Raw genomic sequence first — 14,166 nt, 5'->3', positions numbered from 1 at the left:
CGTTTGGCGAAGCCAAACACATCGAGAGGAGGTGCAGCGAAGCAAACCGGAGGCGATGCCCCCGGATGAATCCCGGAACGAAGGAACCCCGAGCCCCAGCGAGGGGCCGAACGCCGGGGCGCAGCGTTTTGGTTCCTTTTGGGCGTTTGCAAAAGGGACTCGCCGTAAGGGCGAAACCGCCAGTCGCAACACCCGCAGAAACGGATATTCACCCAAAACCCCAAGAGTCTGGTCGGCCCGAAGGCCGCCAAGCTCACCAAACCAAATCAAGACTCCTTGCGAACCCTGAACCAAGCCGCATACAACGCCGGCAAAAACAAAAGCGTCAGAGCAGTAGCAACAATCAACCCCCCCATAATCGCCACCGCCATCGGCCCGAAAAACACACTGCGAGAAAGCGGAATCATCGCCAACACCGCCGCCAAAGCCGTCAACACAATCGGCCGGAACCGCCGCACGGTCGCCTCGATAATCGCCTGCCACGGCTTGAGCCCGGCGGCGATGTCCTGCTCGATCTGATCCACCAGAATCACCGAGTTACGCATGATCATCCCCGACAGCGCGATCGTCCCGAGCATCGCCACAAACCCGAACGGCTGACGGAACACCAGCAGAAACAGCGTTACCCCGATCAACCCCAGCGGCGCGGTCAGAAACACCATCGCCGTGCGCGAAAAACTGCGCAATTGCACCATCAGCAACGTCAGCACCACGACAATGAACATCGGCACCCCGGCGTTCACCGACTTCTGCCCACGCTCCGAATCCTCCACCGTACCGCCGACATCCAGCAGATAACCGTCCGGCAATTCGGCACGAATCGGATCAAGCGTCGGCAGGATCTGCTTCACCAGCGTCGCCGGCTGCTCCTTGCCATAGATGTCGGCGCGCACCGTCACGTTTGGCAGACGATTGCGGTGCCAGATGATGCCTTCCTCGAAGCCATATTCCAGCGTGGCAATCTGCGACAGCGCGACGCTGCGACCGTTGTCGGTCGGCACCGCCAGACTCGGCAGCAACGACAGTTCGGTGCGCTCGTGCACGGTGCCGCGCAGGAGGATTTCGATCAATTCGTTGTCCTCGCGGTACTGGCTGACGCTGGAGCCGGTCAGCGAACTCTGGAGGAATTTCGCCAGATTCGCCGTGCTCACACCCAGTGCCCGGGCGCGATCCTGATCAATGTTCAGGTACACGACCTTGCTCGGCTCTTCCCAGTCCAGATGCACATTCACCACATGCGGGTTCTCGCGCACCTTGGCCGCCACCTTGCGCGCCAAAGCACGGACTTCCTCGATGTGCTCGCCGGTGACACGGAACTGCACCGGATAGCCAACCGGAGGACCGTTTTCCAGGCGCGTGACCCGCGAACGCAAGGCCGGGAACTGCTCGTTCAAGGTGTCGATCAGCCAAGTGCGCAGCGCTTCACGCTCCTCGATGGTTTTCGCCAGAACGACGAACTGGGCGAAGCTCGCCGCCGGCAGTTGTTGATCCAGCGGCAGGTAGAAACGTGGCGAACCGGTGCCGACGTAAGCGACATAGTTGTCGATGCCGGCGTGATCCTTGAGCATCGCTTCCAGTCGTTTGACCTCGGCGGTGGTGTTGGCCAGCGAAGCGCCTTCGGCAAGCTTCAGATCGACCATCAGCTCCAGTCGCCCGGAAGCCGGGAAGAACTGCTGCGGCACGAACCGGAACAACGCCAGCGACGCAACAAATAGCAGCACGGTGAGCACGATCACGGTTTTGCGCCGACGTACGCACCACTCCACCAGACGCCGTACCCGTTGGTAGAACGGCGTGCCATAGGGATCGGTTTGGCCGTCAGCCGTACCGTGTTTGGCCGCGTGAATTTTCGCCAGATCCGGCAGGAGCTTTTCCCCCAGATACGGCACGAACACCACCGCCGCTACCCAGGATGCGAGCAAGGCGATGGTCACCACCTGGAAGATCGAGCGGGTGTATTCGCCGGTGCCGGATTGCGCCGTGGCAATCGGCAGGAAGCCTGCGGCCGTAATCAGCGTACCGGTGAGCATCGGGAACGCGGTGCTGGTCCAGGCATAACTGGCAGCCTTGATCCGGTCGAAACCCTGCTCCATTTTGATCGCCATCATTTCCACGGCGATGATCGCGTCGTCCACCAGCAAACCCAGCGCCAGCACCAGCGCGCCGAGGGAGATTTTGTGCAGGCCGATGCCGAAGTAATACATGCAGGCGAAGGTCATCGCCAGCACCAGCGGAATGGTCAGCGCCACCACCATGCCGGTGCGTACGCCGAGGGAGAAGAAACTCACCAGCAACACGATGGCCAGTGCCTCGACAAGCACCTGGACGAACTCGCCGACACCGGTTTTCACGGCGGCGGGCTGGTCGGAGACCTTGCGCAACTGCATGCCGGCCGGCAGGTTTTTCTGGATGCGGGCGAACTCGATTTCCAGGGCCTTGCCCAGCACCAGAATGTCGCCGCCATCCTTCATCGCCACCGCCAGGCCGATCGCATCCTCGCCCATGAAGCGCATGCGCGGTGCCGGAGGATCGTTGAAACCGCGCCGCACGTCAGCGACATCGGAGATGCGGAACGTACGATCACCGACCCGGATCGGGAAGTTCTTGATCTCGTCGACTGTCTGAAAATTCCCCGACACCCGCAGCTGCAAACGCTCGCTGCCGGTTTCGAAAAACCCTGCGGTGGACACCGCGTTCTGTTCCTCCAGCGCCTGCTGCACGACTGCCAGCGGCAAGCCGAGGGTGGCGAGCTTGACGTTGGACAATTCGACCCAGACCTTCTCGTCCTGCAAACCGAGCAGATCGACCTTGCCCACGTCCTTGACCCGTTGCAGCTGGATCTGGATGCGGTCGGCGTAATCCTTGAGCACCGCGTAGTCGAAACCGTCGCCGGTCAGCGCATAGATATTGCCGAAGGTGGTGCCGAACTCATCGTTGAAAAACGGCCCCTGAATGCCCGGCGGCAGGGTCTGGCGAATGTCGCTGACTTTCTTGCGCACCTGATACCAGAGATCCGGAATCTCCACCGAATGCATCGAGTCGCGGGCAATGAACGTGACTTGGGATTCACCGGGGCGCGAGAACGAAACAATCCGCTCGTACTCGCCGGTTTCCATCAGTTTCTTTTCGATGCGTTCGGTAACCTGGCGCGAGACTTCCTGAGCCGTTGCGCCGGGCCAGCGGGTCTGGATGACCATCGCCTTGAAGGTGAACGGCGGGTCTTCGCTCTGGCCGAGCTTGGTGTAGGACAAGGCACCGACAATCGCCAGCAAAAGCATCAGGAACAGTACGATCTGGCGATTGCGCAGCGCCCAGGCGGAAAGATTGAAACCCATCGGGGATTACTCCTTGTCCGCCAGATTGACCACACGATTGGAGCGATCCACCGGACGCACCTGCTGCCCTTCCAGCAATACGTGAACGCCAGCGGCAACCACCCAGTCGCTGGCGTTCAGGCCTTCGAGCACCGGCACGGTTTTCTCACCGAACGGGCCGACGCGCACCGGGGTCTTTTTCAGGGTGTTGTTGGCGCTGACGACCCAGACGTAGGTCGCGCCGTTTTCGGCGGTCAGTGCCGAGAGCGGCACCGACAGCGGGATGACATCGGCGGTCTGCACGAAGACCCGGGCGCTCTGGCCCAGTTCTGCCGGGACCTTGCCGGCGGTGAATGCAATGCGTGCGGCGAAGGTGCGGGATTTCGGATCGGCGGCCGGCGACAGCTCACGGATCTGCCCGGCAAAGCGCTGGTTCTGTTGAGTCCACAGCTCTACCGACACCGGCTGGCCGACCTTGAAGCGACCGAAGCTCTGCTCCGGCAGGCTGATCAGCACTTCCCGTTCGCCGTCAGTGGCGAGAGTGAAAACGGTCTGCCCGGCGGCGACCACCTGCCCGACCTCCACCGAACGCTTGGCCACCACGCCATCCTGGGGCGCGCGCAGCACGGCGTAACTGGCCTGATTGGTCGAGACGTTGAATTCGGCCTTGATCTGTTTGAGGCGGGCTTCGCCGGAGCGGTAGAGGTTCTCGGCATTGTCGTAGGCCGAGCGGCTGACCATCTGCCGTTCCATCAGGGTCTTGTAGCGGTCACGCTCGGCACGCACCAGGTTCAGGTTGGCTTCGGCCGCCGCGACCTGGGCCCGGGTGGCTTCCAGTTGCAGGCGTACATCCTGCGGATCAAGTTCGGCGAGCGGCTGATCGGCCTTGACGCGCTGGCCTTCCTCGACCAGTCGTCGGCTGACTTTGCCGCCGATGCGGAACGCCAGATCGGGTTCGTAGCGGGCGCGAACCTCACCCGGATAACTTTCCATCGCCTGCGCCGAAGGCTCTGGCTGCACCACCATGGCCGGTCGCACGCTGACTTGCGTTACCTCTTCCTTGCCACACGCCGACAACAAAAACGCCAGACTGACTGGCACCGCAAAGGACAACGCATGGCGGAACATGGTGAAGGACCTTTCGCTAAGGAGGCTTGGAATAATTATACTGGCCGGTATGTTATTAATAGCAAACTCACCAGTCCAGTATTAAAAGCGAAGAATGTCGAACAATCTTTCCACTCCAAACGGCCCGGGCCGACCGAAGGATCCGGCCAAGCGCCAGGCGATTCTCGAGGCGGCGAAAATCCTGTTTCTGAGTCACGGCTATGCCAACACCAGCATGGACGCGGTGGCCGCCGAGGCCGGGGTGTCGAAGCTGACGGTCTACAGCCATTTCAACGACAAGGAGACGCTGTTCTCTGCCGCTGTAGTGGCCAAATGCGAGGAGCAATTGCCGCCGCTGTTCTTCGAATTGCCGGACGGCATCGCCGTGGAAAATGTGTTGCTGAACATTGCGCGAGGTTTTCATCACCTGATCAACAGCGATGAATCGGTGAACCTGCATCGCCTGATCATGGCCTTGGGCAGTCAGGATCCCAACCTGTCACTGATCTTCTTCGAGGCCGGCCCTCAGCGCATGGTGCAGGGCATGGAACGTTTGCTGCGGCGGATTCACGAAACCGGCGTGCTGAGCATCGACAACCCGCACAACGCCGCCGAGCACTTCTTTTGCCTGATAAAGGGTGCCGGGAATTTCCGTCTGTTGTACGGCTGCGGTGAGCCACTGACCGGCGAGGCGGCAGAAAGTCATGTGCAGGAAGTGGTCGGGCTGTTCATGCGGGCCTTTCGACCCTGAAAACAAAAATCCCACGCCATGCGTGGGATTTTCTTATGCGACGGCTCAGGCCTTGAGCGCTTTCTTCGGGTAGATGTCGTAACGACTGGATTTACCATCCAGCGCATGGCTCGGCTTCGGCCCTTCGATGCACGGCGCCTTGCGCGGGCGCTTGACCACCACCCGGTGCGTGGCCAGCGCCAACGCCGCTTCCAGCAACGCCGGTGCATCCGGATCATCGCCTACCAGCGGACGGAACAGGCGCATTTCCTTTTTCACCAGCGCGGTTTTCTCACGATGCGGAAACATCGGGTCGAGGTAGATCACCTGCGGCGGCTCGCCTTCCCAATTGCGCATCACGTCGATGGAGTTGCCCTTTAGCAGCTTCATCCGCGCCACGATCGGCGCCACCTCGAAGTCTTCAGCCGCACGGGCCAGACCATCTTCCAGCAACGCGCCGATCAATGGCTGGCGCTCGATCAGGTTCATCTCGCAACCGAGACTGGCCAGCACGAACGCATCCTTGCCCAGCCCTGCCGTGGCATCCAGCACCCGTGGACGCACGCCTTGGGCGATGCCGACCGCCTTGGCGATCATTTGCCCACTGCCGCCGCCGTACAACCGGCGATGGGCCGCACCACCCTCGACGAAGTCGACCCGCACCGGCCCCGGCGCATCCGGCCCCAGTTGTTGCAGCTGCAAACCCTGCTCGCCGACCTGCAGGGCAAACTCGCCGTCAGCCACCTGCAACGGCAGGTTCAGGCGTTGCGCCCACTGCTCGGCCTGCGCTTCGAACGTCGGGCCGAGGGCCTCGACATGGATGCGGCAGGCCGCGGGTTGCTCAATCATGGAAAACACGCTCAAAAAAGTTAAGGATCGGCAAAAACCGCCGATAACCCAATCAACGCGCATTTTGCCAGAGCTGAGCGTCAACCGAAAAAAATGTCAGGCATTCTTCCCACATCGATTGGCTACATTTCGCCCACAGGCGATTTCAGCCGTCATAACACTCAAGCATTGGGCGGCGTCAGCCACCTGTGGCAGGATTTTTTTGCCCAGGCACTGGCCGAGCAATCGAGTGATGTGGTGCCGGCGTGCGGCACGTTTCCACCGGTTGACCTGGAAAGCCCTGAAGAACCGACTGTCGGCAGCGAACTGTATGCGCACATCGTCAACCAGCGCGAATGCGATGTGGTGGAAACCGAGGTGCGTCCGCCGGAGCCGCTGTTCCTGCCGATCGCCGAAATCGACATGACACTGGCCGAGCCGTACCCTCCGTTCCCGCCAGAAGAAATCAAGACTCAGCAAAAGCAGCAGGATTTCGACAACAGTTGGGTTCGCCCGGTAGTGATCAACAACGGCCAGCCTATTCCGGAGCCGGGCCCTGCCCCGCAGAAAAAACCGCTGTACCTGCCGATTGCCGAGTTCGACCTGGATCTGCTGCAGCCTTACCCGCCGTTCCCGCCGGAAGCCATCGTCGAGCAGCAGAAAGCCCTGGACTTCGATAACGGCTGGGTGCGCCCGATCGTTCAGCAGAACCTGCGCATCGCCGCCTGATCCCTCAGCGACACACGCTCCAGCGCCCGACATCGACATGAAAGTGATTGCGATGGGCGGCGTTGTAATCCGGACTCAACACCACACTGAACGCCTCGCAGGCGCCATCACGCACCTGACGTAGAAACTGCGCGTTCTGATTTTGCTTCGGCCAGTCCTTGAGCACGCTGATCGCGCGACCATCCGCCAGACGGAAGCCGGCAATGTCCAGCGCATCGGCGCGGGCATGGCGGCTAAGCGCGCCGCTATCGCGGTTGTAGACGTTGCGGCAGGCGAAGCTGCCGAGGTGATCGACCCGCGCCACCGACTGACCGTAGGCCTGCTGCGCCGCCGGTTGCAGCGTATGGTGCTCGAACATCGCGAACGCCACGGCCAACGGGCAACTGGCGAGAAAGCTGCTGCTGAGCCCCACCCCGCCGCCCTGCACGCGCAAAGCGCCGATCAGCGGGCATTTGGCATCGGGACTGTCGGCCTGTGGCGAAACCCGCAGGCCAGAGCTGCCCAGCGCCTGTGCGCACAGGGCCGGATCGCTGCGCAGGCGCATCAACTTGTAGCCCGTGAGCCAGTTGGGCGTCGCCTGCACGTCCAGCGGCGCCCACGGGTTCCACTGCGGCGGCACATCGAGCCAGCCGCGCCAGACGCCGATCAGCCCGCCACCAATGATCAGCAGCCCTGCCAACACCAGCCAGCGCCCCATGCTTATCCCTTGAAGAATTGATTGGCCTTGGCGTACGGCATCGAACGGGAGGTGAAGGTGAACGTGCCGGACTGCTGGATTTCTTCCGCCGCGCGGAAAAACTCACCCAACGCCGCCAGTGCCAGCGCCGAGCCGGTGCTGATCCGCTTCACGCCCATTTCTTCCAGCTGTTGCACCGTCAGCTTCAAGCCGCCGGACATCAACACATTGACCGGTTTCGGCGCCACCGCGCGCACCACCGCCAGAACTTCTTCGGCGGTGCGCAGGCCCGGCGCGTACAACACGTCAGCGCCGGCTTCGGCAAAGGCCTGCAAGCGGCGGATGGTGTCGTTGAGATCGGGATTGCCGTGCAGATAGTTTTCCGCACGGGCGGTCAGGGTGAAGGGAAACGGCAAGGTGCGCACGGCAGCGACGGCGGCTTCGATCCGTGCCACCGCGTGTTCGAAGCAGTAGATCGGCGAGTCTTCCCGGCCGGTGGCATCTTCGATCGAGCCACCCACGGCGCCCGCCTCGGCGGCGCGGATCAGACTCTGCGCCGATTCGGCCGGGGCGTCGGCGAAGCCGTTTTCCAGATCCACCGCCACCGGCAGATCGGTGGCCGCGACAATCGCCCGGACATTGGCCAACGTATCGTCAAGACTCAGGCCACCATCGGGCTTGCCTTGGGAAAACGCATAACCGGCGCTGGTGGTCGCCAGCGCCTGATAGCCGAGACTGGCGAGCATCTTCGCGGAACCGGCATCCCACGGATTGGGAATCACGAAAATCCCGGGGCGTTCGTGCAGGGCTTTGAAGGCTTCGGCTTTACGGGCTTGTTGTTGAGGGGCTTGGGCATCCATCGGCAGGCTCCTGGGCAGGAAAAAATCCGCCTCAGAGCAGGCCAAGTTGCTCGGCGGCGGGTTCTCTGTATAGCTCAGGCAAAGGTCGCAGGCCAGGCAAACGTTGCATCAGTTGTGCGTGAAAACGTTGCGCCAGCTTCGCCGCAAGAATGTTGTCGGCGGTGTGCAGGAAGATGTACGGCGTGCGGCCCTCTTCGATCCACTCGGCAATCTTCGCCACCCACGGCACCAGGAACGGGTCGTTGGCCTCAAGTTCCGGATGGCCGATGAAGCGCACCTGCGGGAACTGGGTGAACGCCGCCGGACGCGTCGGAACGCGGGGCTTTTTCGATTGAGCGTGGATCACCGACGACTCGGTCGACAGGCAACTGAACAGTGCGCGCGGATCAAGGCAGATGCGCTCCACACCGCGATCCAGCAGCAGCCGGTTGAGCAGTCGCTCACTCTCACCCTTGGCGAAGAACTGTTCATGGCGCACCTCCACAGCCAGCGGACAATCCAGCGCATCGATGAACGCAGCAAGCTCCGGCAAACGGTGCGGGGTGAAGCTTTTCGACAGTTGCAACCACATTGGCGAGACGCGCTCACCGAGCGGCTTGAGTAGCTGGAGGAAGGTTTCGGCGGCGGTCAGTTGATCGCGCAAGTCGCCGCTGTGGCTGATGTCACCGGGGAACTTGGCGGTGAAACGAAAGTGCTCCGGCATCACCTCGGCCCAGCGCTGCACGGTGGCAGGCGAAGGGCTGGCGTAGAAGGTCGTGTTGCCTTCCACGGCGTTGAACACTTGCGAATAGAGTCCGAGGAAATCGGAGGTCTTGGCGTCTACCGGATACAGATACTCGCGCCAGGCGTTTTCGCTCCAGGACGGGCAACCGAGGTAGTAAGGCAGATCCATCAGATGTACAGATCGAGGCCCAGCACGTCTGCATCCCAATCGACAAAACCGGCGGTGCTCAGGTAGCTGGCCAGGGCCATGGCCACGCTTTTCTTCATCGCGCGGTGATAAATCATGTCTTGTTGGCGGGCGGGCAGATTGCTCAGGCGTTGCGCGGTGGCTTTGGCGGCACGGGCAGCCAGTTGCTCTTCGGTCGGGAATTCCAGCTCGCCGTCGATATCGTCGACGGACTCATCCAGCGCCGGATTGCCTTTGCGAGGCTTGCGCTTGATGGGGTAGGAATGAGTGGAAACGCCGTCTATACGCATAAAGTCATGCTCGGTATCGATGATGGCAATTTAGCGGCACCTGACCGACTTAGCAAATCGCCGAGTGATAACTAGAACACATAAAAGGCAAAAGGTTTAAAGCGCGGGGTTAGAAACGGACGATTGGCAGATCGGGTGGGACCCTGCGGCGAATGCCACAGGGTGAATGGCCTCAGCGGGCTTTCGGGGTGGCCACTTTGTCGCGCAGGTAAACCGGCTGGGCGTCGTCTGCCGGAATCGCTTCACCGCGCTCCCAGGCAAATCGCGCCAGGGTCAGCAGGTCTTCGGCGTGGGGCAGCATGCCAGCGTCAGATCCAGTGAGGTTTACAGCGATGCGCTCACCATAACCCCAGCCAGTGCCGGCTCCGAACCAGTCACCCGAAGCATCGTCCGGCAGCGCAGCGACTTCCGGCGGCAGCACCGCTTCGGTGCCGACCAGACGCATCTCCCCGGCCGTCTCGCGATAGCAGCCCCAATACACCTCATCCATCCGCGCATCGATGGCGGCCGCGACCTGGCTCACGCCGTGCTCGCGATAAGCCCGTTGCGCCAGCACGGCCAGGTTCGACACCGGCAACACCGGGCGATCCAGCGCAAAGGCCAGGCCTTGCACCACGCCAATGGCAATCCGCACACCGGTGAATGCGCCCGGGCCACGTCCGAAGGCGATGGCGTCCACCGCTTGCAGGGTGGTGCCGGCGTCGGCCAGCAGTTGCTGGATCATCGGCAGCAGTTTCTGCGCGTGCAGGCGCGGGATCACCTCGTAATGGCTCGTGACCTTGCCGTCATGCAGCAAGGCAACGGAGCAAGCTTCAGTCGCGGTGTCCAGGGCCAGCAAGGTGCTCATCGATGTGTCCGTAAATCAGGTGGGGGAAAAAGTGCGCCAGTATAAACAACTACGGCCCGCAAGCGGGCCGTGGATGATGCAGCGGATCAGGTTTTTCAGCTCAGCGCTTCAAGCACCTTGGCGGTGATCGCTTCAACCGAACCGACGCCAGGGATATGGCTGTACTTCGGCTTGCCACCGTTTTTGGCGGACAGGTTCTGGTAGAACTCCACCAGCGGCTTGGTCTGCGAATGGTAGACCGACAGGCGATGGCGCACGGTTTCTTCGGTGTCGTCCTTGCGCTGTACCAGCTCTTCACCGGTGATGTCGTCTTTGCCGGCCAGTTTCGGCGGGTTGTAGACGATGTGGTAAACGCGGCCGCTGGCCTCGTGAACGCGACGCCCGGCGATACGTTGAACGATTTCTTCGTCTTCAACGGCGATTTCGACCACGGCGTCCAGCTCGACACCGGCAGTCACCAGCGCTTCAGCCTGAGGAATGGTGCGCGGGAAGCCATCGAACAGGAAACCCTTGGCGCAATCGGCTTGAGCGATACGGTCCTTGACCAGCGCGATGATCAGGTCATCCGACACCAGGCCGCCGGCATCCATGATGCTCTTGGCCTTGATGCCCAGCTCGGTGCCGGCCTTGACCGCAGCACGCAGCATGTCGCCGGTGGAGATTTGCGGAATGCCGAATTTCTCGGTGATGAACTTAGCCTGAGTACCTTTACCGGCCCCGGGAGCTCCCAGCAGAATGACGCGCATCGATGTGCTCCTCAATTTTTTATATAAAAAACAACGGATTCGCCTCGTGGGGCCAATCTCATAAAACGGGTCGTGGCCGCCCAAACGGCCAAAGGCTGATCAAGATACACAGCAGGCTGCGCCCACACAAGACGCCAAAAGTCGGAGAAACCGGCGCCCGCCGCGACCTTGCGACGCGGTTCCCCAAGTCGCAACCCCATCATTAACTGTCGCCTGACCGCATTTTTCCCACGGCCAATAAACGGCACCCGAGGTTCGCCCCGGGTGCCCCGCCCCACGCAGAAAACCTTAGCCGGTATTTCGCAAACCGGCGGCAATCCCCGCCACAGACACCAGCAACGCCTGTTCCACCGGGCTGCCCTGCTCGACATTCTGCTGCCGCGAACGCGCCAGCAACTCGGCCTGCAATAGATGCAGCGGGTCGAGGTAGGTGTTGCGCAGACGGATGAATTCCAGGGTGTCCGGGCTATGTGCCAGTAGCTGCGACTGACCGGTCAGGCCGAGGACAACGGAACAGGCCTGCGACAATAGGTCGCGTAAGTGCGCACCCAACGGCAGCAACTCCGGCTCCACCAGACGCTCGTCGTAGGACAGCGCGATATCGGCGTCGGCCTTGGCCAGCACCATTTCCAGCATGTCGATGCGGGTGCGGAAGAACGGCCACTGCTCGCGCATCTGCCCGAGCAATTCGCCTTCGCCGCGCTCCAATGCTTTGCTCAATGCGGTTTCCCAGCCGAGCCAGGCCGGCAGCATCAGGCGAGTCTGGGTCCAGCCGAAGATCCATGGAATCGCCCGCAGACTTTCGATCCCGCCGGCGCGGCGCTTGGCCGGACGGCTGCCCAATGGCAAGCGGCCCAACTCCTGCTCCGGTGTGGATTGACGGAAATACTCAACGAATTGCGGGTTCTCCCGCACTACCGCACGGTAAGCAGCGACGCCGTCAGCGGCCAGTTCGTCCATCAGATGCCGCCATTCGGGGGTTGGTGGCGGCGGAGGCAACAGGGTCGCTTCGAGCACCGCCGCCAGATACAGATTGAGGTTTTGCTCGGCGATGTCCGGCAGGCCGAATTTGAATCGAATCATTTCCCCCTGCTCGGTGGTGCGGAAACGTCCGGCCACCGACCCCGGCGGCTGCGACAGAATCGCCGCATGCGCCGGGCCGCCGCCACGGCCTACGGTGCCACCACGACCGTGGAACAGCAGCAGTTCGACTTGCTGCTCGCGGCAGATTTCCACCAGCCGCTCCTGCGCCCGGTACTGCGCCCAGGCCGCAGCGGTAGTGCCGGCGTCCTTGGCCGAGTCGGAATAGCCGATCATCACTTCCTGCGGGCCTTGCAGCCGCGCGCGGTAACCGGGCAGCAGCAACAGGCGTTCGATCACAGGTCCTGCGTTGTCGAGGTCGGCAAGGGTTTCGAACAGCGGCACCACGCGCATCGGCCGCAGTACGCCGGACTCCTTGAGCAGCAGTTGCACCGCCAGCACATCGGAAGCGGCACCGGCCATGGAGATCACGTAGGAGCCCAGCGAAGCGCCCGGCGCGGCGGCGATTTCCTTGCAGGTGGCGAGCACTTCGGCGGTGTCGGCCGAGGGTTTGAAATGCGCCGGCAGCAGCGGCCGACGGTTTTGCAGTTCGCGGGTCAGGAAGCTGATGCGCTGTTCTTCATCCCACTCCTCGTATTTGCCGAGGCCGAGGTAATCGGTGATTTCAGTCATGGCCGCGCTGTGGCGCGACGAATCCTGACGCACATCGAGTCGCACCAGGAACAGACCGAAGGTCACGGCCCGGCGCAGGCAATCGAGCAACGGCCCATCGGCGATCACGCCCATGCCGCATTCGTGCAGCGAGTTGAAACACAGCTCCAGCGGATCGAGCAGGTCGCGGTTGTTGTGCAGCACATCGGCCGGTGCCGGGGTGGTTGCGGTCAGCGATGCATGAGCCCAGTTGCGCGTGGCGCGCAGCCGTTCACGCAATTGTTTGAGCACTGCCCGATACGGCTCGGCACTGTCGCCGGCCCGGGCCTTGAGCGCGTCGTTGGCCTGCTGCATCGACAGTTCGGCGGCCAGGTGATCGACATCACGCAGGTACAGATCCGCCGCCATCCAGCGCGCCAGCAACAGCACTTCGCGGGTCACGGCAGCGGTCACGTTCGGGTTACCGTCGCGGTCACCGCCCATCCACGAAGCGAAGCGGATCGGCGCAGCTTCCAGCGGCAAGCGCAAACCGGTAGCGGCGAACAGCGCCTGATCGGCCTTGCGCATATGGTGGGGAATCGCCTGCCACAGCGAATGTTCGATCACCGCAAAACCCCACTTCGCTTCGTCCACCGGAGTCGGGCGGGTGCGGCGGATTTCTTCGGTGTGCCAGGCTTCGGCGATCAGGCGTTGCAGGGTGTTGTGGATCTGCTCGCGTTCGGCCGTGGTCAGGTCACGGTGATCCTGCGCCGCCAGTTGCGCGGCAATCGCGTCGTACTTCTGGATCAGCGTGCGCCGGGCCACTTCGGTCGGGTGCGCGGTCAGTACCAGTTCGATTTCCAGCCGCGCCAGTTGCCGGGCCAGGGATTCGGCACTGTGCCCTTCCTTGCGCAGGCGGGCGAGCAGTTCCGGCAGCACGCGGGACTCGAACGGCGCGGCCTGGGTCTCCTCGCGGCGATGGATGAGCTGGTACTGCTCGGCGATGTTCGCCAGGTTGAGAAACTGGTTGAAGGCTCGCGCCACCGGCAGCAGTTCGTCTTCGCTCAATTGATTGAGGCTGGCGCTGAGTTCGGCGTCCATCGAGCCGCGCCGGTCGGCCTTGGCGCCCTTGCGGATCTGCTCGATCTTGTCGAGAAACGCCTCGCCGTACTGGTCACGAATGGTGTTGCCCAACAGCTCACCGAGCAGGTGAACGTCTTCGCGCAAGCGTGCATCAATATCGGTCATCAGCATCTCTCCAGCAGTAATCGGTGACGGATCGCAAGTGAGTGGATGAACAGAGAGTGCCGCTCTGGGACGCTTCTTACAAGCAGACGACGAAGGGACTTTAAACCTTGAGGGTTGAAGCTAGTCTCAAGGGTAAGCCGCACAACGGCTTGCCGCCGGCATACGCCGGACACTCACCAAGACCTGCCATGAGCAGGTGCGACATGAGGT

12 protein-coding genes are annotated in these 14,166 nt (G+C 62.2%); 2 read left to right on the top strand and 10 right to left on the bottom strand.

Annotated features, from left to right (window positions below; genetic code table 11):
- Window positions 1-266 precede the first annotated feature (266 nt).
- Together AC07Y2_RS17540 and AC07Y2_RS17535 are read right to left on the bottom strand one after the other, a co-directional pair.
- On the bottom strand, window positions 267-3,335 hold the full coding sequence (locus AC07Y2_RS17540; RefSeq protein WP_103386457.1) for an efflux RND transporter permease subunit: 3,069 nt from the start codon (window positions 3,333-3,335) through the stop codon (window positions 267-269).
- A 6-nt stretch (window positions 3,336-3,341) separates the two neighbouring features.
- Window positions 3,342-4,442, bottom strand: a complete 1,101-nt coding sequence (locus AC07Y2_RS17535) for an efflux RND transporter periplasmic adaptor subunit (protein ID WP_103386456.1) — start codon at window positions 4,440-4,442, stop codon at window positions 3,342-3,344.
- A 94-nt stretch (window positions 4,443-4,536) separates the two neighbouring features.
- Here AC07Y2_RS17535 and AC07Y2_RS17530 point away from each other — a divergent pair, with 94 nt between their 5' ends.
- Window positions 4,537-5,172 (top strand): TetR/AcrR family transcriptional regulator, encoded by a 636-nt coding sequence (locus AC07Y2_RS17530; protein ID WP_085612275.1) that lies wholly within the window; start codon window positions 4,537-4,539, stop codon window positions 5,170-5,172.
- A 45-nt stretch (window positions 5,173-5,217) separates the two neighbouring features.
- On the opposite strand, the gene AC07Y2_RS17525 is transcribed toward AC07Y2_RS17530, so the two are convergent.
- Window positions 5,218-6,000: a class I SAM-dependent methyltransferase gene (locus AC07Y2_RS17525; protein ID WP_039769635.1), complete on the bottom strand. Its 783-nt coding sequence runs from the start codon at window positions 5,998-6,000 to the stop codon at window positions 5,218-5,220.
- 93 nt (window positions 6,001-6,093) lie between these two features.
- On the opposite strand from AC07Y2_RS17525, the gene AC07Y2_RS17520 reads away from it, so the two are divergent.
- Window positions 6,094-6,708 carry an energy transducer TonB gene (locus AC07Y2_RS17520; protein ID WP_103386455.1) on the top strand — a complete coding sequence of 205 codons (615 nt, stop codon included), beginning with the start codon at window positions 6,094-6,096 and terminating at the stop codon, window positions 6,706-6,708.
- Between the two features lie 4 nt (window positions 6,709-6,712).
- On the opposite strand, the gene AC07Y2_RS17515 is transcribed toward AC07Y2_RS17520, so the two are convergent.
- From AC07Y2_RS17515 to ppc, 7 genes are all read right to left on the bottom strand, one after another.
- Entirely contained in the window at window positions 6,713-7,405 is a 693-nt protein-coding gene (locus AC07Y2_RS17515) for an extensin-like domain-containing protein (protein ID WP_103386454.1), read from the bottom strand.
- A gap of 2 nt (window positions 7,406-7,407) precedes the next feature.
- Window positions 7,408-8,244, bottom strand: a complete 837-nt coding sequence (locus tag AC07Y2_RS17510; RefSeq protein WP_103386453.1) for an isocitrate lyase/PEP mutase family protein — start codon at window positions 8,242-8,244, stop codon at window positions 7,408-7,410.
- 31 nt (window positions 8,245-8,275) lie between these two features.
- A complete protein-coding gene (locus AC07Y2_RS17505) occupies window positions 8,276-9,136 on the bottom strand; it encodes a DUF72 domain-containing protein (protein ID WP_039769627.1) in 861 nt (286 codons plus the stop codon).
- Window positions 9,136-9,444, bottom strand: a complete 309-nt coding sequence (locus AC07Y2_RS17500; RefSeq protein WP_007954720.1) for a hypothetical protein — start codon at window positions 9,442-9,444, stop codon at window positions 9,136-9,138. Before AC07Y2_RS17500 ends, AC07Y2_RS17505 begins: the two co-directional genes overlap by 1 nt.
- 172 nt (window positions 9,445-9,616) lie before the next feature.
- Window positions 9,617-10,291, bottom strand: a complete 675-nt coding sequence (tsaB, locus tag AC07Y2_RS17495; RefSeq protein WP_039769625.1) for a tRNA (adenosine(37)-N6)-threonylcarbamoyltransferase complex dimerization subunit type 1 TsaB — start codon at window positions 10,289-10,291, stop codon at window positions 9,617-9,619.
- Between the two features lie 95 nt (window positions 10,292-10,386).
- Window positions 10,387-11,037, bottom strand: a complete 651-nt coding sequence (gene adk, locus AC07Y2_RS17490; protein WP_064593717.1) for an adenylate kinase — start codon at window positions 11,035-11,037, stop codon at window positions 10,387-10,389.
- Between the two features lie 288 nt (window positions 11,038-11,325).
- Window positions 11,326-13,956 (bottom strand): phosphoenolpyruvate carboxylase, encoded by a 2,631-nt coding sequence (gene ppc / locus AC07Y2_RS17485; RefSeq protein WP_103386460.1) that lies wholly within the window; start codon window positions 13,954-13,956, stop codon window positions 11,326-11,328.
- Window positions 13,957-14,166 lie beyond the last annotated feature (210 nt).

The organism is Pseudomonas sp. GW456-12-1-14-TSB6, assembly GCF_059424205.1.
This window is presented reverse-complemented; position numbering and strand designations above follow the sequence as displayed.

What these genes read in the sequence shown, in the direction of transcription:
- AC07Y2_RS17535 (WP_103386456.1), bottom strand. Translation starts at nt 4,442, where the DNA reads ATGTTCCGCCATGCGTTGTCCTTTGCGGTGCCAGTCAGTCTGGCGTTT.
- AC07Y2_RS17510 (WP_103386453.1), bottom strand. Translation starts at nt 8,244, where the DNA reads ATGGATGCCCAAGCCCCTCAACAACAAGCCCGTAAAGCCGAAGCCTTC.
- AC07Y2_RS17505 (WP_039769627.1), bottom strand. Translation starts at nt 9,136, where the DNA reads ATGGATCTGCCTTACTACCTCGGTTGCCCGTCCTGGAGCGAAAACGCC.
- tsaB (WP_039769625.1), bottom strand. Translation starts at nt 10,291, where the DNA reads ATGAGCACCTTGCTGGCCCTGGACACCGCGACTGAAGCTTGCTCCGTT.
- AC07Y2_RS17500 (WP_007954720.1), bottom strand. Translation starts at nt 9,444, where the DNA reads ATGCGTATAGACGGCGTTTCCACTCATTCCTACCCCATCAAGCGCAAG.
- AC07Y2_RS17525 (WP_039769635.1), bottom strand. Translation starts at nt 6,000, where the DNA reads ATGATTGAGCAACCCGCGGCCTGCCGCATCCATGTCGAGGCCCTCGGC.
- ppc (WP_103386460.1), bottom strand. Translation starts at nt 13,956, where the DNA reads ATGACCGATATTGATGCACGCTTGCGCGAAGACGTTCACCTGCTCGGT.
- adk (WP_064593717.1), bottom strand. Translation starts at nt 11,037, where the DNA reads ATGCGCGTCATTCTGCTGGGAGCTCCCGGGGCCGGTAAAGGTACTCAG.
- AC07Y2_RS17520 (WP_103386455.1), top strand. Translation starts at nt 6,094, where the DNA reads ATGTCAGGCATTCTTCCCACATCGATTGGCTACATTTCGCCCACAGGC.
- AC07Y2_RS17540 (WP_103386457.1), bottom strand. Translation starts at nt 3,335, where the DNA reads ATGGGTTTCAATCTTTCCGCCTGGGCGCTGCGCAATCGCCAGATCGTA.
- AC07Y2_RS17515 (WP_103386454.1), bottom strand. Translation starts at nt 7,405, where the DNA reads ATGGGGCGCTGGCTGGTGTTGGCAGGGCTGCTGATCATTGGTGGCGGG.
- AC07Y2_RS17530 (WP_085612275.1), top strand. Translation starts at nt 4,537, where the DNA reads ATGTCGAACAATCTTTCCACTCCAAACGGCCCGGGCCGACCGAAGGAT.